18 protein-coding genes and 2 pseudogenes are annotated in these 20,804 nt (G+C 56.6%); 9 read left to right on the top strand and 11 right to left on the bottom strand.

Going from position 1 to position 20,804, the window contains the following annotated elements; translation table 11 throughout:
* The first annotated feature begins 22 nt into the window (after positions 1 to 22).
* Both lipA and D3Y57_RS06375 read left to right on the top strand, forming a co-directional pair.
* Positions 23 to 958: a lipoyl synthase gene (gene lipA, locus D3Y57_RS06380; RefSeq protein ID WP_121155544.1), complete on the top strand. Its 936-nt coding sequence runs from the start codon at positions 23 to 25 to the stop codon at positions 956 to 958.
* Positions 958 to 1,425, top strand: a complete 468-nt coding sequence (locus D3Y57_RS06375) for a type II toxin-antitoxin system RatA family toxin (RefSeq protein WP_121152288.1) — start codon at positions 958 to 960, stop codon at positions 1,423 to 1,425. Before lipA ends, D3Y57_RS06375 begins: the two co-directional genes overlap by 1 nt.
* Here the strand turns inward: D3Y57_RS06375 and D3Y57_RS06370 are convergent.
* Genes D3Y57_RS06370 through D3Y57_RS06360 form a run of 3 tightly spaced genes read right to left on the bottom strand, consistent with a single transcriptional unit; the run spans position 1,377 to position 3,621 of the window.
* Positions 1,377 to 1,853, bottom strand: coding sequence for a CinA family protein (locus D3Y57_RS06370; RefSeq protein WP_121155542.1), 477 nt, complete (start codon positions 1,851 to 1,853; stop codon positions 1,377 to 1,379). The two genes, D3Y57_RS06375 and D3Y57_RS06370, sit on opposite strands and share 49 nt — an antisense overlap.
* A 59-nt stretch (positions 1,854 to 1,912) precedes the next feature.
* Positions 1,913 to 2,464, bottom strand: a complete 552-nt coding sequence (locus D3Y57_RS06365) for a hypothetical protein (RefSeq protein WP_121152287.1) — start codon at positions 2,462 to 2,464, stop codon at positions 1,913 to 1,915.
* Positions 2,464 to 3,621 carry a bifunctional 2-C-methyl-D-erythritol 4-phosphate cytidylyltransferase/2-C-methyl-D-erythritol 2,4-cyclodiphosphate synthase gene (locus D3Y57_RS06360; protein ID WP_239025963.1) on the bottom strand — a complete coding sequence of 386 codons (1,158 nt, stop codon included), beginning with the start codon at positions 3,619 to 3,621 and terminating at the stop codon, positions 2,464 to 2,466. Before D3Y57_RS06360 ends, D3Y57_RS06365 begins: the two co-directional genes overlap by 1 nt.
* Positions 3,622 to 3,709: 88 nt before the next feature.
* Between D3Y57_RS06360 and dusB the strand changes: the two genes are divergently transcribed.
* The 7 genes and pseudogenes from dusB (at position 3,710) to hflX (ending at position 12,817) form a co-directional block, all read left to right on the top strand.
* The gene (dusB, locus tag D3Y57_RS06355) at positions 3,710 to 4,708 is read left to right on the top strand and encodes a tRNA dihydrouridine synthase DusB (protein WP_121152285.1); all 999 of its coding nucleotides are present in this window, start codon (positions 3,710 to 3,712) and stop codon (positions 4,706 to 4,708) included.
* A complete protein-coding gene (locus tag D3Y57_RS06350; protein ID WP_121152284.1) occupies positions 4,684 to 5,766 on the top strand; it encodes a two-component system sensor histidine kinase NtrB in 1,083 nt (360 codons plus the stop codon). The genes dusB and D3Y57_RS06350 overlap by 25 nt, the downstream gene beginning before the upstream one ends.
* 10 nt (positions 5,767 to 5,776) lie before the next feature.
* Positions 5,777 to 7,213 (top strand): nitrogen regulation protein NR(I), encoded by a 1,437-nt coding sequence (ntrC, locus tag D3Y57_RS06345; protein ID WP_121152283.1) that lies wholly within the window; start codon positions 5,777 to 5,779, stop codon positions 7,211 to 7,213.
* Positions 7,214 to 7,276: 63 nt separating this feature from the next.
* Positions 7,277 to 9,505 carry a sensor histidine kinase gene (locus D3Y57_RS06340; RefSeq protein ID WP_277873336.1) on the top strand — a complete coding sequence of 743 codons (2,229 nt, stop codon included), beginning with the start codon at positions 7,277 to 7,279 and terminating at the stop codon, positions 9,503 to 9,505.
* Positions 9,505 to 10,890, top strand: coding sequence for a nitrogen assimilation response regulator NtrX (gene ntrX, locus D3Y57_RS06335; RefSeq protein ID WP_121152282.1), 1,386 nt, complete (start codon positions 9,505 to 9,507; stop codon positions 10,888 to 10,890). Before D3Y57_RS06340 ends, ntrX begins: the two co-directional genes overlap by 1 nt.
* A 127-nt stretch (positions 10,891 to 11,017) precedes the next feature.
* Positions 11,018 to 11,509: an RNA chaperone Hfq gene (hfq, locus tag D3Y57_RS06330; protein WP_121152281.1), complete on the top strand. Its 492-nt coding sequence runs from the start codon at positions 11,018 to 11,020 to the stop codon at positions 11,507 to 11,509.
* Positions 11,510 to 11,517: 8 nt separating this feature from the next.
* Positions 11,518 to 12,817 (top strand): annotated as a pseudogene (gene hflX, locus D3Y57_RS06325) (GTPase HflX).
* On the opposite strand, the gene mazG reads toward hflX, so the two are convergent.
* The 8 genes and pseudogenes from mazG to D3Y57_RS06285 form a co-directional block, all read right to left on the bottom strand.
* Positions 12,799 to 13,557 carry a nucleoside triphosphate pyrophosphohydrolase gene (gene mazG, locus D3Y57_RS06320; protein WP_121152280.1) on the bottom strand — a complete coding sequence of 253 codons (759 nt, stop codon included), beginning with the start codon at positions 13,555 to 13,557 and terminating at the stop codon, positions 12,799 to 12,801. The pseudogene hflX and the gene mazG overlap by 19 nt on opposite strands.
* A 56-nt stretch (positions 13,558 to 13,613) precedes the next feature.
* Positions 13,614 to 14,405 carry a TatD family hydrolase gene (locus tag D3Y57_RS06315; RefSeq protein WP_121152279.1) on the bottom strand — a complete coding sequence of 264 codons (792 nt, stop codon included), beginning with the start codon at positions 14,403 to 14,405 and terminating at the stop codon, positions 13,614 to 13,616.
* Positions 14,405 to 15,949 (bottom strand): methionine--tRNA ligase, encoded by a 1,545-nt coding sequence (gene metG / locus D3Y57_RS06310; protein WP_121152278.1) that lies wholly within the window; start codon positions 15,947 to 15,949, stop codon positions 14,405 to 14,407. Before metG ends, D3Y57_RS06315 begins: the two co-directional genes overlap by 1 nt.
* A gap of 81 nt (positions 15,950 to 16,030) precedes the next feature.
* Complete coding sequence (locus tag D3Y57_RS06305) at positions 16,031 to 17,008, bottom strand: AAA family ATPase (protein WP_121152277.1); 978 nt, start codon at positions 17,006 to 17,008, stop codon at positions 16,031 to 16,033.
* Positions 17,005 to 17,627, bottom strand: a pseudogene (tmk, locus tag D3Y57_RS06300) (dTMP kinase). The gene D3Y57_RS06305 and the pseudogene tmk overlap by 4 nt, the downstream one beginning before the upstream one ends.
* The gene (locus tag D3Y57_RS06295; protein WP_121152276.1) at positions 17,624 to 18,790 is read right to left on the bottom strand and encodes a D-alanyl-D-alanine carboxypeptidase family protein; all 1,167 of its coding nucleotides are present in this window, start codon (positions 18,788 to 18,790) and stop codon (positions 17,624 to 17,626) included. The pseudogene tmk and the gene D3Y57_RS06295 overlap by 4 nt, the downstream one beginning before the upstream one ends.
* Before the next feature lie 25 nt (positions 18,791 to 18,815).
* Positions 18,816 to 19,643 carry a septal ring lytic transglycosylase RlpA family protein gene (locus D3Y57_RS06290; RefSeq protein WP_239025961.1) on the bottom strand — a complete coding sequence of 276 codons (828 nt, stop codon included), beginning with the start codon at positions 19,641 to 19,643 and terminating at the stop codon, positions 18,816 to 18,818.
* On the bottom strand, positions 19,640 to 20,710 hold the full coding sequence (locus tag D3Y57_RS06285) for a lytic murein transglycosylase (RefSeq protein ID WP_121152275.1): 1,071 nt from the start codon (positions 20,708 to 20,710) through the stop codon (positions 19,640 to 19,642). The genes D3Y57_RS06290 and D3Y57_RS06285 overlap by 4 nt, the downstream gene beginning before the upstream one ends.
* Positions 20,711 to 20,804: the final 94 nt, after the last annotated feature.

Below are 20,804 nucleotides of genomic sequence, written 5' to 3'. Positions count from 1 at the left end.
CCTCAATCGCTATCTGAATTCCATGAGTGAAGCAGATCCTTTAGCATTTCCCGCGCCTGTTCCTACGCCCAGAGCGCGTAAGCCCGACTGGATCCGCGTAAAAGCGCCGATGGGTGTAGCTTTCACCGAGACACGCGATCTGATGCGGCGACTCAATCTTTCCACGGTATGTGAAGAAGCGGCTTGCCCGAATATCGGCGAATGCTGGACGAAAAAGCACGCCACGGTGATGATTCTGGGTGACACGTGCACGCGCGCCTGTGCATTTTGCAATGTGAAAACCGGGATGCCGCGTGCTGTAGATGCACTGGAGCCACAGCATACGGCCGATGCCGCTGCTGAGCTCGGGCTCCAGCATATTGTCATCACTTCAGTTGATCGTGATGATTTGCCAGACGGTGGCGCGTCGCAGTTCGTGAAGGTGATCGAGGCGCTGCGCCGGACAACGCCGAATACTACGATTGAAATCCTCACACCGGATTTCAGAAATAAGTCTCAAGCAGCTGTAGAGTCGATTGTTTCTGCTCGACCAGACGTTTATAATCATAACCTCGAAACCGTGCCGCGGCTTTACCCAACCATCCGCCCCGGTGCGCGTTATTATGCGTCGCTTCGCTTGTTAGAAAGCGTCAAGCGCCACGATCCGTCGATTTTCACAAAGTCGGGCATGATGATGGGCCTCGGCGAAGATCGGCTCGAAGTGCATCAGGTGATGGACGATATGCGCTCTGCCGATGTCGATTTCCTGACGCTCGGCCAGTATCTCCAGCCGACGCCACGTCATGCCAAGGTCATCGACTTCGTGACCCCGGCCAGCTTCAATGCCTATGCCGGGATCGCTCGTGCGAAGGGATTTCTGCTCGTCGCCTCCAGTCCGCTGACCCGATCCAGCTATCACGCCGGGGACGATTTCGCGAAGCTCCGTGCAGCGCGCGAGGCAAAGTTGGCGCGCGTCTAATGCCTGCCCATCGCGAAAAGAAGTTTCTGCCACATACGCCAGAACAGATGTTCGATCTGGTTGCCGACGTGGGAAAATACGCGGAGTTTTTGCCCTGGGTCAGTGCTGTCCGTGTTAGATCGGACAGCCCAACGGAAATGGTGGCGGACCTGATCGTCGGATTTCGCGCATTACGTGAACATTTTACCAGCCGGGTAACCAAGGACCGCGCCGTCTGCATCAAGGTCGACTATATTGACGGTCCACTGAAATTTCTGCGCAATGAATGGCATTTCGCAGCCGCTCCTGGTGGCTGCACAATCGACTTCTCGGTGGAATTCGCATTCAAAAACCGGGTGTTCGAAGCCATTGCTGGCCAAATGTTCGATGCGGCCCTGCGCAAAATGATCAACGCGTTCGAAACCCGCGCCTATACGCTTTACGCGGCGACGGGCATCAGTAAGTCGAGCGCACAAAGCGCGGCCTGAAGCCGAACCCCGCCACGGCCATTGTCGGCAAAGTATTTCTTGTCCGCATGGATATCTTCGGGGTCGCCGCCACGCAGGGCAACTGCGAAGACCACTGTTCCAACCGGCTTCTTCTCATCGCCGCCGTCCGGACCGGCGATGCCAGTTATTGCGACCGCTATATCGGCATCGCTGCGGTTGAGCATTCCTTGTGCCATCGCCCACGCAGTCGCAATCGACACGGATCCGAACGTCTCGACGATGTCGCTGCCAACGCCCAGATGCGCAATCTTTGCCGCGTTTGAATAGGAAACGATGCTTGCCATAAACACGTCGGACGATCCTGGATGTTCGGTCAGCGCCGCCGCGACCAGTCCGCCGGTGCAGCTTTCCGCGACAGCAACAGTGCGTCCAATCGAGCGGTTGGCATCAAGAACTCTTTTTGCCATGTCGACGAGTTCAGCCGGCAACAACGTATCGATCCGCTCAGGGGTAGGCTTGGCGTCGGTCACTTGGAGTGCTCGCAAAGTTGAACATCGGGCAAACGCCCCTTCGCTTTGCTCTTTCTCGCATCGTCCTTGGTAACGGCGGATCCGATCAGTTCAAACAGGCCGACGACGTTTTCAGCAGGCAGCGGATCGAGCAGGGCCAGTGTTTTATCGATGCCGGGGCATGTCGTCGGCTTTATCGTGGCCTGCATTTTGGCGACGAGAGTTGCTGCGATCACATCGGCCATCGCGCCGTTTGCCGAAGCGGGGACGTCGGGATTGGGTTGTATTTTGCCGACCAGCGATTGCAGCGCCTTCGTATCGGTCATCCGTGACGCCTGAAAACGGGTGATCAATTCATCGCCGTGCTTGTTCAGATAGGCATCGCGTGGAAGGATGGTTGTGCACTTTTCGCGGACGCCGCGAATCATTGCCGGAACCAGATACGCCATTCCCGCGCGCAATTCGGTGGAAGTTATGCAAACAGCCGACGGTGTTGTGGCCGCTCCTGCTGCTTGAACCAGTGACATAGCCATCGCAGTAACAGCGAACGGCAAAGAACCCGTTTTCATCAATCAATTCCCGCCGTTACCGTCGCAATAGCTTGAGCGGCGATACCTTCGCCGCGCCCTGCAAAGCCGAGTCTCTCGGTCGTCGTTGCCTTTATACTGATCTGCGAAGGTCGCAATCGTAGCAATTCGCCCAGCCTCGCCCGCATCGCTTCGCGATGAGGGCCAACCTTTGGTGCCTCACAGATCAAGGTAAGATCTACGTGATCGATCCGGCCACCCTTCGCCAGAATCAAATCGCGGGCGTGCGTCACAAAACGGTCGGACGATGCCCCTCGCCATTGAGGATCGCTTGGTGGAAAGTGGCTACCGATGTCGCCGTCGCCGATTGTGCCCAGCAGCGCGTCGGTAATCGCGTGAAGCGCGACGTCGGCATCCGAATGGCCCGACAGGCCGTGGGTATGGGGGATTAGGACACCGCAGAGCCAGAGTTCCTCGTCCAGCTCGAGCCTATGAACGTCGAATCCCATCGCGCTGCGACTGACCATTGTGCTGGCGAGCGACGTTTCGGCGCGTGTAAAGTCCTCCGCATGAGTAATCTTGTCGAGCGCGGTGTCGCCCGCCACCATTGCAACCCTGAAACCCGCTGCGCGAGCGACCTGGGCATCGTCGGTGGCTGGGGGGCCGGACCATTGCTCATGCGCCTTTATGATGGCGTCCAGACGGAAGGCCTGTGGGGTTTGGACCCGAAAGAGGTTTGTGCGGTCCACGGCGTTTCCTAAATCCTGATCGCTTGTGTCGAGAGCATTGGACGCGCGGGCGACACTATCCGCGACCGGCAGCACAGGCACCGCTCCGTCCGATTTCTCCAGTGCGGCAACCAGCCGATCGATCACAGCCCGAGGCAGCAATGGCCGAGCTGCATCATGGATGAGCACGCGATCTGCGGTTCTAGCAATCGCGGCGAGTCCGGCGCGCACCGAATCCTGACGCTCTGTCCCGCCAATGATGATCCCGGCAACAGCGCGGCCTGCAAGCGCGGTATCGAGCAAACCCTGCTGCCCGTCGGCAATAACGATATATACCGGCAATCCCACAAAGGCATCGACCGAGCGCGCAATCACTGCCACGCCGCTGATCGGCACATATTGTTTAGGAAGTTCGCCACCTGCGCGAACACCACGCCCTGCGGCGACGATCAGGGCTGCTGTTCGGTTCATCGATTCGCTGTACCGACCAATGTGCTTGCCCGCCAGCGTCATTGGGGCTAGGCGACTGCCTCTTTTCTAGGCAAATTCGGTCCAAACTATGTCGCGTGTTCAACCCATCAATATTGGTCCCGTGCGGATCGAGACGCCGGTCATTTTGGCACCGATGACGGGTGTCACCGATATGCCGTTTCGTACTGTCGTCCGACGCTATGGGTCGGGTTTGAATGTGACGGAAATGATCGCCAGCGCAGCGATGATCCGTGAGACGCGGCAATCTTTGCAGAAAGCGGCATGGGCTCCTCTGGAAGAGCCGGTTTCAATGCAGCTTGCCGGTTGTTCGCCTCGGGAAATGGCAGAGGCCGCCAAGCTGAACGCTGACCGGGGTGCCGCTATCATCGATATCAACATGGGTTGCCCCGTGAAGAAGGTGGTCAATGGTGATGCCGGTTCGGCACTGATGCGTCAGTTGCCCCTTGCCGCCGCGATTATCGAAGCGACGGTTAAGGCCGTCGATGTACCGGTCACGCTGAAGATGCGGATGGGCTGGGACGACAATAGCCTCAACGCACCTGAACTTGCGCGCATCGCCGAGGATCTGGGCATCCAGATGATTACTGTCCATGGCCGGACGCGTTGCCAGATGTACAAAGGTACGGCGGATTGGTCGTTCATCGCAAAGGTGAAAGAGGCAGTTTCGATCCCCGTTATCGCGAACGGGGATATTTGTTCGGTCGACGATGCCGTCGCTGCGCTCGATGCTTCGGGCGCGGATGGCGTGATGATCGGGAGGGGAGCCTATGGGCGTCCGTGGCTGCTAGCCCAGGTTATGGCATTTCTGACGCGCGGGGAGCGCTTGCCGGACCCGAGTATAGAGGAACAATATCACCTGATCGCAAACCATTATCAAGCGATGCTTGAACATTATGGTGACTATATCGGCGTTGCGATGGCGCGTAAGCACATCGGTTGGTACACCAAAGGCTTGACCGGTTCGGCCGAGTTCAGAAATCGTGTGAATCAGGTTTTGAACCAACACACGGTGCTTGATATGCTCGCTGATTTTTATGACCCGTGGCTCTCGCGCGCAGCGGCCTGACCGCGGTCCCCTCGGGGCCCGGTGCCGATGTCCTTATCGCCGCATTACCAAGCGCCCTCATCGTCCTTGATGGGGAGGGGCGCATTGCGGCGGTAAATGCTGCTGCTGAGATATTTCTGAACGCCAGCTCAGGTTATCTGATTCACAAGCCGTTTGGGATGGTCCTCCGCCTTCCTGAATCGTGCCTCGCCGGCCTGCGGGAGGAGGCTGTTTTTGCTTCCTTCGACTGTATCGTTGAACGACCGAGAGAAGGGCGGACGCGCATCGATTTTCATTCGACCCCGTTGCCCGATCATGATGGTTGGCGCTTGGTATCGCTTCACGGTGCCGCCGCGGCTCAGGCAATCGGCGAACGTCGAACCGGAAGTCGTACTGCGATCGGCGTTGCCGCGATGCTCGCCCACGAAATCAAGAACCCGCTTTCAGGCATTCGCGGTGCTGCCCAGTTGCTCGATGCCGAAGCTTCGCCTGAGGCGCGTCGCATGACTAAGCTGATCCGCGATGAAGTCGATCGCGTAGCTGGTCTAATAGACCGGATGGAGCAGTTCACCGATAATCGTCCGTTGGAGCGGAAGGTTGAGAATATTTACGCCATTCTCGATCATGCCCGAGCGGTTGCCAGCAGCGGTTTCGGTCTGAATGTCGATATAAAGGATCAATTCGATCCGTCGCTGCCTCCGGTACTCGTTCATCGCGATTCTATGGTGCAGGTGATTCTTAACCTGCTCAAGAACGCGAATGAGGCGGTTCCGAAAGGAAATAAGGGAACGATCTGGCTTACTACGAGATATCGTCACGGCGTTGCTGTGCCGGGCGAAGGGGGGCGCCGACTATCGGTTCCCATCGAGCTTTGCATTATCGACGATGGTCCCGGTCCTCCGGCAGAAATCGTTGATCATTTGTTTGAGCCGTTCGTTTCGTCCAAATCATCAGGCCGTGGTCTTGGCCTGGCGCTGGTCGACAAGTTAATCCGTGATAATGGTGGTATCATTCAATTTGCTCGCGAAGGAATACCAGAACGGTCCGTTTTCCGTATGTTACTGCCAAGAGCTCGATGAGTATCATAAGATGAAACGCGCGAAAATTCTGCTGGTCGATGACGATGCGGCGATCCGGATGGTTGTTACTGAGGCGCTGAAACGGGACGGGCATGAGGTCCGCACAGCGGGATCTGTCGCCGAACAGGTCGCGCTGCTTGAGAGCTTTGTCCCCGATGTCTTAATCACCGATGTCGTGTTGCCTGATGGTAATGGCCTCGACCTTGTTCCTACTATCCTGGCGCAGCGACCTGACCTGCCGGTCATCGTCTTGTCGGCGCAAAACACGCTGACGACAGCGGTGCGGGCGACCGAACAAGGCGCATTTGAATATTTGCCGAAACCGTTCGATCTGGATGAGCTGACTCGCGCGGTTCGCGATGGTCTTGCGCGCAGTCATGGGCGTGATGAGCCGAGCGTTCCTTCTGAAGACGCCGATCTGCCGCTGATTGGTCGCTCCGCTGCGATGCAGGACGTGTACCGCATGATTGCCCGTGTGGTATCGACCGATCTGACCGTGCTGGTGCTGGGTGAATCGGGGACCGGCAAGGAGTTGGTTGCACGGGCACTCCACGACCTTGGCGCGCGCAAAGCATCACCGTTCATCGCGGTTAATATGGCGGCTATTCCGCGCGAGCTGATCGAAGCGGAACTTTTCGGACATGAGCGTGGCGCATTTACGGGCGCGCTGGTTCGTAATGCCGGACGGTTTGAGCAGGCTTCCGGCGGTACGCTTTTTCTCGACGAGATCGGCGATATGCCGATGGAAGCGCAGACTCGTCTGCTGCGCGTGCTCCAGTCGGGTGAGTTCACCACGGTCGGAGGCAATCGCACCGTCAAGGTGGATGTACGGATTATCGCGGCTACTCACAAACATCTGCCCGAACTGATCGCTGCGGGTCAGTTCCGCGAAGACCTTTTTTACCGGTTGAACGTTGTGCCGATCAATTTGCCTGCGCTGCGTCAGCGGGGGGATGATATCGGATTGCTTGCTCAATATTTTCTGGAACGCGCCGCAGCCGAAGGTTTACCGCGTAAGCGTATCGATGTCGCGGGTACAGAGCGATTGGCTGCGCATAACTGGCCGGGAAATGTCCGCGAGCTTGAGAATTTGATGCGGCGTCTGGCTGCCATCGCGCGCGACCCGGTAATTCCTGCGGCTCTAATCGAGGCGCAACTTGGCGGCGGCAGTAGCGGCGATTTGGGGGCAGAAGCTTCTGATTCACTTGAGCAGGCGATCGAAATGCATCTGGCTCGTTACTTTGTGCAATTTGGTGGCAAATTGCCACCCTCGGGCCTCCATGCACGCATTGTTGAACAGGTCGAACGTCCGTTGTTAATCGCAACGCTGGCGTCGGTGCGTGGAAATCAGCTGAAGGCAGCCGAACTTCTTGGGATCAATCGGAACACGTTGCGAAAGAAGCTCAGCGATCTCGGTATCGAAGCCCAGCGGGGACGAACGCGGTGATTTGCCGTCACCGTGCGGCAAAGTGTTGTTGAAAAGCCACGATGACGTGGTATCCATGTCACGATGGCGATAGCGCGCGGTTCAAAATGGCAACGTAGGGCGACCGTATGGTTCCGCCGCCATCGCTGGATGCCATTCTTAGAACTGGCGACGGTGGCCGTTCTTCTGTTAATCGCGATGGCAACCTATCTTGTGCTCACGCGCGGCGTCCCAGGGCAAAGGCTTCTGACACCGCCATTGGTCGCTCTATTGCTGGTGGCAAACCTTGTCCCCTCAATCGCACTTATCGTGCTATTTGGTCGGCGGGTTGCAAAGGGGCGGGCGCGGCGCTCACCTGTTGGCGGCAGTGGTAGATTACACGTTCGACTGGTGGGAATTTTTTCGCTGCTGGCCAGTGTCCCGATGCTGCTGGTCGTCATCTTCGCGTCGTTATTGTTTCAGTATGGTGTGTCGTTCTGGTTTTCAGATCACGCGCGCGGCACCCTTGAGGGCGCAGCGGAAGTCGCCAAGCAAAGCTATGCACGCGAAGAGGATCGGGTTTCTCGAAACTCAGTCGCGATGTCGGGCGATTTAGCTGACGCGCTTGGTCGCGTGTCGATGGATGATCCGCAATTCGGCTATTATCTCGTGAGCCAGCTTGCACAGCGCGAGTTGACCGAAGGCATGATTTTACGTGCGCAGCCCGGCAAGGAAATCGCCTCCCTTGCGTTGGTGAATCCATATGATCGTGAGATCGGCAAGTTCATTACAGGTGCGATGGTGAACGCCGTTCGATCGGGTAAGATGAGCGTCGTCGTAGAGAGCCCGAACGGCATAGGTGCATTGACTAAACTGCCCATTGGCTCCGACAATTATCTTTATGCGGCGCGGATCGATCCGACTTATGGGTCGCAGATACAGCGGGCACGGATTGTGTTGCGCGATTATCGCGACTTGCTTGAACGATCGCGAAAACTGCAACTTCAGTTCAATGCGGCGCTTTTCATCATTGCGTTGCTGATCGTCGCCATTGCGGTCTGGATTGCGCTTACCGTGGCTGATCGTCTGGTTCGCCCTGTCGGCGAATTGGTCGATGCCGCTCGGCGGGTGACTGCTGGTGATCTGGCTGCGCGTGTGACGATTCCGCGCACGCATGACGAAGTCGGAACACTTGCCAACGCATTCAATCGCATGACGGGGCGTCTGGAGGCGCAGACCGGCGATCTGGAGCGCCGTCGCGCCTTGATCGAGGCAGTGCTTTCAGGGGTTACGGCAGGGGTTGTTTCGATCGATTCAGAACGGTCAATTCGGCTGCTCAATCTCTCCGCCAAGACTTTGCTTTCGATGGGTGAAACCCCGGCGATCGGGCGTAAACTGGTCGATATCGCGCCCGAACTAGACGGTATGCTCGAACGGGGCGAGCGGGAAGGCATCGTTCAGCTGACTTCGGGTGCCGAACCACGGACGCTCGCCGCTAAAATCGTTGCAGATGAGGGCGGCCATGTCCTGACATTCGACGACATCACCGAACAATTACTCGATCAGCGACGCGCTGCCTGGTCGGATGTCGCGCGCCGTATTGCACATGAAATCAAGAACCCGCTGACCCCGATCCAGTTAGCGGCAGAGCGTCTGAAACGCCGTTATGCTCGTGAAATCACATCCGATCCCGCCACATTCGTTCGGCTAACGGACACGATCGTCCGGCAGGTCGGCGATCTCCGCCGTATGGTTGATGAGTTTTCGTCCTTTGCTCGTATGCCAAAGCCAGTTTTCCGCGAAGAATCGCTGGTCGATATCGCACGTCAGGCCTTGTTCCTGCACGAAGTCGCGCACTCGACGATTACCTTCGCGCTCGATGCTGCCGATGATGCTCCGAATATGGTGTGTGACCGCCGGCAACTTGGGCAGGCTCTCACGAATGTTGTGAAGAATGCGGTTGAAGCCATTCAGCAGCAGAGTGGCGGCGAGGACGCTGGCGGTACTGTCACGCTGGCACTCGACAAGATTGATGAGATCGTACGGATTTCAGTTGCGGACACGGGGATTGGGCTGCCCCCCGAACGAAGCCGTCTGGTCGAACCATATATGACTACGCGCGCGGGCGGCACGGGGCTCGGTCTCGCGATCGTCAAGAAAATCGTTGAGGAGCATTTCGGAACCATGAGTTTTGCAGATCGAACCGGAGGCGGCACCGTGGTTTTGATGGATTTTGACACCGTGCTGCTTGGCCCTCTCCAACAAAAGTGCGCGCCGGTCGAATATGCGAGCGACCCGGTGCCTGCCGAACTCTCACGGACGGGACGTAGCTAATGGCACTTGATATTCTCATCGTTGATGATGAGCGCGACATTCGTGATCTGGTCGCAGGTGTTCTGGAGGATGAGGGCTATACTGCGCGCACGGCGGCCGACAGCGATAGCGCGCTTGCCGCCATTTCGGAACGTCGTCCGTCACTCGTGCTACTCGATGTGTGGCTTCGTGGATCGCGGCTCGACGGCCTCGATTTGCTCGACGTTATCAAGGAACGAGACCCGTCGCTGCCGGTGCTTGTAATCTCGGGTCACGGTAATCTCGACACTGCGGTTGCGGCTATCCGACGGGGGGCGGTCGATTTCATCGAAAAGCCGTTCGAGGCCGAACGGTTGGTGATGATGGTGGCACGGGCCACCGAAACAGACCGTCTGCGCCGCGAAAACGAACATCTGAAAGCACGTGTCGGCGGCGACGATGAACTCAATGGAGCGTCAAGCGCGATCAACGCCGTTCGCGCGACCCTGAAGCGCGTTGCGGCGACGGGTAGCCGCGTTTTGATTACTGGTCCCGCGGGAGTGGGAAAAGAAGTGGCTGCCCGTCTGCTGCACAACTGGTCGACGCGTACCGATTCGCCGTTCGTCATTGTCAGCGCCGCGCGCATGGAACCCGAACGGGTCGAAGAAGAACTGTTCGGGGTTGAGGATAATGGAGAACTCGTGCGTCCTGGGATGCTGGAGCGCGCTCATGGCGGAACGCTGTTTCTTGATGAAATCGCCGATATGCCATTAACCACGCAGGGGAAGATTCTGCGCGTGCTGACCGAACAGAGTTTTGCGCGTGTCGGTGGCACGCGGACCGTTCGCGTCGATGTTCGTGTCGTTTCGGCGACTTCGCGGAATCTTGCGGACGAAATCGCAGCGGGACGTTTTCGCGAAGATTTATTCTATCGGTTGAATGTCGTGCCGGTTCACTTGTCGCCGCTGTCGGAACGGCGAGAAGATATTCCAGCGCTCGTCGATCATTTTGTTGCTCGTTACGCTGCCGATCGTCGTGTTCCGACGCCAGAGATAGCCACCGACGCGATGGCCGCGCTCCAGGCGTTCGATTGGCCAGGAAACGTCCGGCAATTGCGCAATATAGTCGAACGAACGATTATTCTTGCACCAGGCGATAGGCTTGCGCGCATCGATGTCGACCTTCTTCCCCCTGAAATCATCCAAGATGCCGGCGTAGGGCAGGGGATGGTTGGTTCCTCGGTGATGGGCGCTCCTTTACGCGAGGCACGCGAGACGTTCGAGCGCGAATATCTTCGTGTGCAGATCCGTCGGTTTTCGGGAAACATCTCACGCACTGCGAGTTTTATTGGAATGGAGCGGTCGGCGCTTCACCGGAAGCTCAAAATCCTCGGCATCACCGAACTAAAAACCGATGGAGATGAGTGAGCACTTGCAGCATTGGCCTTCACGGGACTAGATTAACTTATCGGTCGCTTGCGGTCGCTGCACGACGTCGGTGCTATCGGCGCAAAAGCAGGCCTACGATCCTGCCAAAAGCAAATGAGGCAAAGCCATGGCTGACAAGCCCAACAACTTACAGGATTTGTTCCTGAACTCAGTCCGTAAGGCGAAAACACCGGTCACGATGTTTTTGGTGAAGGGCGTGAAACTCCAGGGCATCATCACTTGGTTTGATAATTTTTCGGTCCTCCTGCGTCGTGATGGCCAGTCGCAGCTCATTTATAAGCACGCGATCTCTACAGTGATGCCATCGAACCCGCTCGATCTGGCACCCGTTGCAGCTGCGTTTGCAGAAGATACTTCTAAGCCCAAGCAATTGCAGGACATTTTCCTGACTGCGGTTCGTCGTCAGAATAATCCCGTGACGATGTTTCTGGTAAATGGCGTCATGCTACAGGGCGAAATCGCGGCGTACGATCTGTTTTGTATGCTGCTGCAGCGCGATGGGATGGTTCAGCTTGTCTACAAGCACGCAGTATCCACAGTTCAGCCTGCCCACCCACTCAACCTGGCCGAGGAAGGTCCAGCGGAGGAGGCGGCTTAGGCAAGACTTTGGCGAGTTTCGAACTTAAGCGCGAAGAGGGTGTTGCCCGTGGGGCCAAGGCTATTGTCGTTTATCCCGAACGCCACGCTGTTGGCTTACGGGATAACGATGCGCGTCTGGACGAGGCGGCAGGTTTAGCTGCGGCAATTGGGATCGACGTCATTGATAAGGTGGCCGTGCGTGTACGCTCGCCGAAACCGAAGACGTTGTTCGGCAGCGGTCAGGTGCAGGAACTCGCTGCCCGCGTGCAAGCTCATGAAGCCGCGCTGGTGATTGTGGATGGAGCGTTGACGCCTGTTCAACAGCGTAATCTCGAAACCGAAATGAAAACGAAGGTTATCGACCGGACCGGCCTCATTCTTGAAATCTTTGGGGAGCGAGCCGCCAGCGCAGAGGGGCGTCTGCAGGTAGAACTGGCGCATCTTGATTATCAGGCGGGGCGGCTGGTGCGGAGTTGGACCCATCTCGAAAGGCAGCGCGGTGGATTCGGGTTTCTCGGTGGTCCGGGCGAAACGCAGATCGAGGCCGATCGCCGCCTTATCCGTGACCGAATGGCAAAACTTAAGCGCGAGTTGGAACAAGTGGTCCGGACGCGGGGTTACATCGCGACCGGCGCCGCCGAGCGCCTTGGCCCATCATTGCGCTCGTTGGCTATACAAATGCTGGAAAATCGACGCTTTTCAATCGCTTGACGGGTAGTGATGTAATGGCAGAAAATCTGCTGTTTGCGACGCTTGACCCGACAATGCGCGAAGTTTCGTTGCCAGGGGTCGCCAAGGCCATTCTGTCGGATACGGTGGGTTTTGTATCTGACCTGCCGACCCAATTGGTGGCTGCATTTCGCGCGACGCTTGAGGAAGTGATTTCCGCCGATCTGATCGTTCATGTTCGCGATCTCAGTCACCCTGACACTGACGCTCAGGCCGAAGACGTGGCTGCCGTGCTCAATGATCTTGGTGTCAGTGGGGAAGGGGCATTCCAATGCTTGAAGCTTGGAACAAGATTGACGACGTCGACCCCGACACGCGGGTTGCCATCGAAGGGGAGGCGGCCCGTCGTGACGATGTCGTTGTCATCTCGGCACTCAAGGGGGAGGGAGTGGATGCCCTAACCACGATGATCGGAGCCAAGTTGACCGCGGGCCAGCGATTACATCATTTTCAGGTCGCAAATGAGGATGGTGCGGCAATGGCATGGCTGCACGCGCATGGATCGGTCGAAAGTGAAAAAAGAAGCGATTTGGCCACCGAAGTTGCAGTACGATTGAGCGAGGACGATCTCGCGCGTTTTCAGTCGAGAGCACGCTGATCGATCTTTGCGATCGCCCAAAGGGATTCTTTCGCTTCTAGTGATAGGCCTGCAAACCCTGGCACCACCTCTATAGCCCGGAATCTCCGTTCGAATTTGGCATTTGCCCGGCGAAGGGCAACCTCACTATCGATTTTGAGATGGCGAGCGAGGTTCACGACTGCAAAAAGAAGATCACCGATCTCGTCTTCGCGTTCCGCTTCGTTGGCAGCAGCGGTTACCTCATCCAGTTCCTCTAGCACTTTTGCGCGCGGACCTTCGGCATCGGGCCAGTCGAACCCCGCGCGAGCGGCGCGTTTCTGTATTTTTTCGGCACGCATGAGTGCCGGCAGCGCCAGCGCCACACCAGCCAGTGCACTCGTATCCCCTGAAAATGCGCGTTCTTCAGCCTTGATCGCTTCCCATTGGGTATTCGCATCGACAGGCGCGCCGTCGTTGCCGAATATATGGGGATGACGGCGCTCCATCTTGTCCGAAATTGCCGTCGCAACATCAGTAAAGTCGAACGCGCCAATGTCTTCGGCTATCCGCGCGTGAAAGACGACTTGAAGCAAAAGGTCGCCAAGTTCGTCCTTGAGCGACGCCAGATCATTGCGCGCTATGGCATCGGCGACTTCATAGGCTTCCTCGATTGTGTAAGGTGCGATGCTGGCGAAATCCTGGGCAATGTCCCATGAACAACCCGTTACAGGCTCCCGCAATTTAGCCATGATCGCGAGCAGCCGAGAGGTGGAAGCCATAGAAAGTAAATCGCCAGTCACATCAAGTCCGATAATATGTATTATGTTAAATTAAGTCACGGTAAGCGAGCAGGGGCCTTTGACTTGGCAAACAAACGCCTGAAATTCTCACAGGTCACAGCGCCCAGTTCCTCGATCGACACGCCTCGTAGAGTGGCAAGATATTGCGCCGTGTCTGCTACAAACGCTGGCTCGCATGGTTTGCCTCGGTGCGGAATTGGCGCCAGAAATGGTGAATCGGTTTCGATCAATAAACGTTCGTCCGGCATTCTAGCGGCTGTTTTCTGCAACCCTTTGGCATTTTTAAAAGTCACGATGCCCGAAATCGAAATGTAGAAACCAAGGTCTAACGCTACATCGGCGAATGCATCGCTTGCCGTAAAACAGTGAATGACCCCGGGGAAAAAGCCTTTTGCCATTTCCTCGGACAAAATAGCGGCAGTGTCGTCTTCAGCGCTGCGGGTGTGCACGATTAACGGCAATCCGGTTTCGCGCGATGCGGTGATGTGCGCACGGAAGCTGAGGCGCTGCTGTTCGCGGTCGCTATGATCGTAGTAATAGTCCAATCCGGTTTCGCCGATTGCGATGACGCGGGGATGTTTTGATCGTGCAATCAGTTTCGCGGTATCAACGTCGGGATGACTATCGGCTTCATGAGGGTGGATGCCGATCGAGGCCCAGACATCGGGTTCGCGTTCTGCGATTGCAACAACGGCATCCCATTCGGACTCGCGGGTCGATATGTTCAGCATCTCATCCACACCGGCATTACGTGCTCGTGCGATTACCTCGGCCTGATGTTCGACCAATCCTTTGTAATTCAGGTGACAGTGTGAATCGATGAACATCAGACAGGCAACTCCAGTCGCGGAAAAGCGCCCACGGGGGTAGGCAGCGGTGTTCCGGCCTCGATCATATTCGACAAGTCGGTAAAACTCGGTGTCGTTGACTGACCAAGTAGAGTGAGTATTCTTGCGCAACCCTCTGGAATTGCCCAGGTTGAGAGGATGGTAAGACGGCGAACGGCTTCGGCAGTATAGTATAATATGGTATCGGCGCGCGCTGGATCTGTCTTGCGAACAGTCCAGGGTGCCTGTTCGGCGAAATAAAGGTTGGCAGCGCTCATCGCCTGCCAGATTGCCTCTAGCGCCGTGTTGATAGCAAGGTCGGCCATCGCCGCACTGGCGGCGTGCTGCGCGGTCGTGATTACAGCCAATAATGATTCTTCAGCTTCTGTTGCTGCTCCGGGTGTCGGCACCGCTCCATCACAGTTCTTGGCAATCATCGAAAGGCTGCGTTGAGCAAGGTTGCCGAAGTTGTTCGCCAAGTCTGCATTAACCCTCGTTACAATGGCTTCAGCAGAATAGCTCCCATCCGATCCAAAGCTCACTTCGCGCAACAGGAAATAACGTAGCGCGTCCACTCCGAATGCGTCGACGAGTTCAATCGGATCCACGACGTTGCCGAGCGATTTCGACATTTTCTCGCCGCCACGCGCAAGCAGGAAACCGTGGCCAAACACCTGTTTTGGTAAGGCTAGTCCCGCCGAGAGTAGTAATGCTGGCCAGTAAACAGTGTGGAAACGCACAATGTCTTTGCCGATGACGTGAAGGTCGGCTGGCCAAAATCTGCCGAAAGTCTCTGCATCATTGGGATAACCCACGCCAGTCAAATAGTTCGTCAGCGCATCGACCCACACGTACATAACATGGCCATCGCTGCCCGGAACTTTCACGCCCCAGTCAAAACTTGTCCGCGAAACCGAGAGGTCGGACAATCCACCTTCGACAAAGCGGAGGATTTCATTGCGACGGCTTTCTGGACGAATAAATTCAGGATGCGCGGCAAAATAATCGAGCAACGGTTGCTGATATTTCGACAAGCGAAAGAACCAGCTTTCCTCAATCGTCCATTCGACCGGGGTACCCTGAGGAGAAAGTTTGCTACCCCCTTCCCCATCCGACCCCGCTACGAGTTCTTTGTCATCGTAAAATGCTTCGTCGCGAACCGAATACCAACCCTCATATCGCCCAAGATAAAGGTCGTCATTGGCTTCCAAGGCTTTCCACAGAGATTGACTAGCGCTGAGATGAGCAGGTTCGGTCGTTCGAATAAATCGATCATAACTTATGTTAAGCCGATCACACATTGATTTGAAAAGAGCAGACATTTCATTTGAGAGTGACGTCACCTCTACGCCCTTCTCGCGAGCGGTTTTCACCATTTTCAAGCCATGTTCGTCAGTGCCGGTCTGGAAAAAGACCTCGCGTCCTGACAGGCGATGAAACCGGGCGATCGCGTCGGTTGCAATAGCTTCATAAGCATGGCCGATGTGTGGCTTGCCGTTGGGGTAGCTGATCGCAGTGGTGATATAATAAGGTTCAGAGAGCATGGAGGGGCTTTAGATGCTCTGGACCGTTGGTGTCGAGGGACGTAATTAGGCGCGCTTGTAGTGGGCGAGCCTGTCGGGCAATCACCAGTCGGCCAAACTTGCAACATACCCTGCCATTTCGAAAACAACGGTTTCGGCAACGAGCGATTGTGGGATGGCTATTGCACTGAGTGTCCTTGCCCGCCCCCAGGCAACGAGCGCGCGTTCCAGCGCAGGACCAGTGCTGATTCGGGCACGCGTTGCGATAAATGTCGGTGCACGCATCAGAAAGGCTTCGTAGCGCGGAAGTGCTGCCTTCAACGCAAGCGATTGAGCAAGGCCAGTGCGGATTGCATTTGTAGGGTCACCGGTCGTGGCGAGTTGATTGAGCGTGGTTTCGAATGCGGCCAGATCGAGTTGTGCCGCCCCTAGCGCCGCGGCAGGCAAGCCGTTTGCCCCAGCGAGCAGAGATGCAATCTTTTCGACGCTGAGATCGGGCAAATGATCGGTCAAAACTGACGTCATCGCGGCCTCGTTCAATGGCGCGAACATCAGCATACGGCACCGCGAGCGTATCGTTGGAAGCAAACGTCCCGGAGCGTGACTGACGAGCAGAAAAACAGTTGTTTCAGGTGGTTCTTCGAGACTCTTCAATATAGCATTAGCGGCACCACGCTCCATATCGTCGATCGAATCTATCAGGATGACACGCCGATCGCCCATTGAGGTTCCAGTCGCGAAAAGCGTTCGAAGGCCACGAACCTGATCGATGGTGATATTGCGCGCCAGATTACCTTTATCATTAGCTATGCGCTGTAAGTGCCGAAAATCCGGGTGGCTTCCTGCCGACATAAGGTGCGCAGCGGGGTGGTCTTCGGGTACTTCGAGGGTTTTATCGTTTCCCAGCAAGTTTAATGGGCGACCCGATGCCTCGGCGAGCAAACGAAGGGCTGCGGCCTGCGCAAAACTTCCCTTTCCTACACCGCGCGGTCCGGCGAGCAACCACGCATGGTGCATTCTCTCACCCGCCATGGCTGCTTTAAACGCTGCTATTTGTATATCATGACCGTAGAGTTTCATAACAAGCCATCCAACGCAGCCAATAGTTGCGCGGTTACTTCTTCCTCCGAGCCAGTCGCAATAACCCGCCGGAATCGGCTAGGGTCATCATCGGCAAACATTCTAAAAGATGACGTCACTTTTTGATAATACTCACTATCACGTGCGCCCATGCGATCTTTGAAGTTTCCGTCACGCTTCGCTGTTCGTGACTGGCCCTCGATCACGGGAAGCTCAAGAACAAGCGTCCGATCGGGCATTAACCCATCGCTGCCAATCGCATGGAGCGATAGCACGTCGGTGTCGCTGATCCCGCTCGCTCCTCCCTGATAGGCCCGGGTGGAGTCTATAAAACGGTCGCATAAAACCCATGCTCCGCGCTCAAGTGCCGGGCGAATAAACTTTCCAACGTGATCGGCACGCGCGGCCGCAAAAAGCAGGGCTTCGGCGCGTGGGCTCCAGCGATCTTCGTCACCCGTCATCAGCAGTTCACGGATCGCTTCTGCACCGGGCGTCCCGCCGGGTTCGCGCGTGGTGACAACCTCATGTCCCGCGCGCGAATAGCATTTGCAAGCCGCGTGAGCTGCGTCGATTTTCCAACGCCCTCGCCGCCCTCAAGGGTTATAAACCTGCCCGTCACGCCCCGACGAGTGACTTCAGCCCGGCCCAGAACCGACCGAAAAATCCGGCTTCGGCAACATCGGTCTCGGCAACCAGCGGCATCGTCTGCGGTGGCGTGTCGGGTGTGGTAACGACCAGATCGGCAATGTGATCGCCTGCCTTGATCGGTGCTTTGATTGGGCCATTATAAACGACCTTTACCTGCATGTTTCCGGCGCTGCCGCCCGGCAATGTCACCGCAAGGTTGCGAGGAGCAACAAGCCCGACTGTCGCCGCGCTACCCTGCTGAACCTCGGCAACATCGACATGCTTCCCTTTGGTAAACAACGGTTTTGTTGTCCACGCGTGAAAGCCCCAATCCATGAACTTCACAGATTCGGAGATGCGTGCATTGAAACTGGTCAACCCTGCGACAACCATTACAAGTCGACGACCGCCTTGTTCGGCTGACCCGGTAAAGCCATAGCCAGCCTCATCTGTATGACCCGTTTTTAGGCCGTCAGCACCGGCAACGCGTCCGAGCAGCGGATCGCGGTTCGCCTGAGTAATATCGGCATTGGAACCGAGAGTTTTGCCCCAGGTAAATTCACGCAGCGAATAGAAACGTTTGTAGAGATCGGGAAAGTCTTCGATCGTCGCCTTGGCAAGCGTCGCGAGATCACGGGCCGTGACATATGTCCGCCCCTCATCGGGCCAACCATTGGAAGTGCCGAACTGACTGTTGGTCAGCCCAAGACGCTTTGCTTGCTGATTCATACGCTGTACGAAGGCTTCCTCAGTCCCGGAAATACCCTCAGCGAGGACGACACAGGCATCGTTGCCCGAAAGTGTCACAATGCCCTTCAGCAAATTATCGACACTAACGTTCTCACCCGTTGAGAGAAACATCGTTGAACCTGCTGCTGGCCCATGCCATTTTTTCCAGGTTTCGGGTCGCACGTTGAATTGTTTGTCGAGTTTCAACTCGCCTTTCTTGATCATGTCGAACGCGACATAGACCGTCATCATCTTTGCCATCGATGCCGGTGGCATCCGACGATCCGCATCTTTTGAGTAGAGCACCGCGTCTGATGATAGATCGATCATGTATGCCACTGGCGCAGGTGTATCGAATGGAGGAGCGGCGGCAGTTGCAGGCCAAGCGAGAAGGGCGAGTACCAACGGGGGAGCGAAACGCTTCATGACACCTCAAGACGGTTAATTGAATTCATTGGACGATACGAGCATCGGGATAACCCTTTGCCGCGAGCGGTGCCAGCGCTGCGTTGGCTTCACGCGCTGTTTCATAGGGGCCAAGACGCACACGGTATAGCTCTCCAAGCGGAGAAAGTTTTGCATTCAGATGTTTTGCCATCGACCTTGCGCGAGATTTTGAAGAGAAACTGGCAACTTGAAGATAGAATGGTCCCCTGCCCGCTGGTAGCTTAACGCTCGCCATGACAGGCATTCGCCATGCAGTGCGACTGCGAAGTGCGGCAAGTTCGCTGTTAGAATACTCGTGCCGCTCGGCGACCGGTTGCCCGTTGCGAAGCGCAAGCTTTTCGAACTCGCTGGGATACACGCGCCGGACGCGGATCTGGCGCGCGCCATTTCCTGTTATGCCCAGTTGGCGCGCCGCACCAATGGAGAGGTCGAGGATGCGGTTCGAATGGAACGGTCCTCGATCGTTAACGCGAACGAGAATGGTGCGTCCGGTATCTAGTGATGTTACTTCCACATAGCTAGGCAGTGGCAAGGTGGGGTGAGCAGCGCTGATGCCATCGGGATCGAACACTTCACCATTGGCCGTTCGCTGACCTCGAAGTTCTTCGCCATACCAACTGGCTAGACCGATCTGATCGTAATCCGTGCTATCGACTGGCGTATAACGCTGACCGGCGACTTGATATGATACGCCGATTTTAACGGCATTGTCAGCTGCAGACTGAAATGAGTGTGGCGGAGGATTGAAACTCTGGGCGGTGTGAAGTTTCTGGCTCGGAGCCGCCGCGCAACTTGCGAGCAACAGTCCGGCGGTGATCGGTTCAATCCTCAACCGCCTGCAACTGCATCAGATAATAGCGCCACCGATAGCGCGTAGAAATTGGAACAATTATAATCGAGAATCACGCGATAGTTGCCCGTGAGGAGATAGGCTGTCGCACCCGGACCGTCAGGCTCTAAAAGCGAAGCCAGAGTTGAATCGGGGAGCGTGCGTCCTGTGGGCGTTACTCCCAGCGAGCGCCATTCACCTACCGTCAACCAGCGCGTATGGCGGTCATGTACGCGGGGACAGCGCGGTGAGACTGTGCGATTGACCAGTGCAGCGCGATTGAGTGAAGCTGGTACATTCACAGCGACGCCCCAAGGTTGATTCGGTCGCCAGCCGGCCTGCACAAAATAGTTGGCTATCGAGGCGAGCGCGTCAGCCTCACTATTCCAGATATCGATGCGGCCGTCGCCGTCGCCGTCGCGGGCGACCTTCAAATACATTGATGGCAGGAATTGGGGCAAGCCGGTAGCTCCTGCCCAACTGCCCTTGATCGTATCGCGAGAGATGCCACGATCGATGATTTTCAGTGAATCGATGAATTCCTGTGCGAACAGGTCACGCCGCCGCCCGTCATACGCGAGGCTGGCAAGTGAGCGAGGCAGATCGAAATCGCCCGTGTAAGATCCATAGTTGGTTTCGTTGCCCCATATCGAAACCATGATTGATTCAGGGACGCCAGTTTCTCGCTCAACGCGAGCAAGGAGGCCCCGGAGCGCCTGATATTTTACGCGTCCGCGCGCAATACGTGCGGCATCGACGTGCTTGGCACGATACGGGGCAAAAGCTGGAATGGCGGATGTGGGGCCAGCAGGGTTGCCGCCCGGTTGAGCACGATCCAGATCGACGACACGCTGGTTAAATGTGAGGGTCGGGATAACGGCGTCGACCGTTTGCCGGGTCACGCCCTGTGCGATCGCCTGGCGCCCAAGTTGGGCCATATAGGCGTCGAAACCAGAACCATTCTGCGCAACTGCGGGGCTGCCACCGAGCGTTGTAACCGGTACTATCATAGCTGTGGCGAACGCCAGTCCAAAGGCGAGCTTTGTGGCGATTTTTGTTTTTCCCCTCATTGGCTGAACATGGCACAGGAGGCGGGTGTGGGGAATCCCCTTTGTCGTAGGGCTTGCACGTTCAGGCGCGGAGCCGCTAAGCGGGCCACTCCGG

Origin of the sequence: Sphingomonas paeninsulae, assembly GCF_003660165.1 — a bacterium.
GTDB lineage: Bacteria > Pseudomonadota > Alphaproteobacteria > Sphingomonadales > Sphingomonadaceae > Sphingomonas_O > Sphingomonas_O paeninsulae.
Note: the sequence above shows the minus strand (reverse complement) of the source record. Positions and strands in the feature narration are given on the sequence as shown.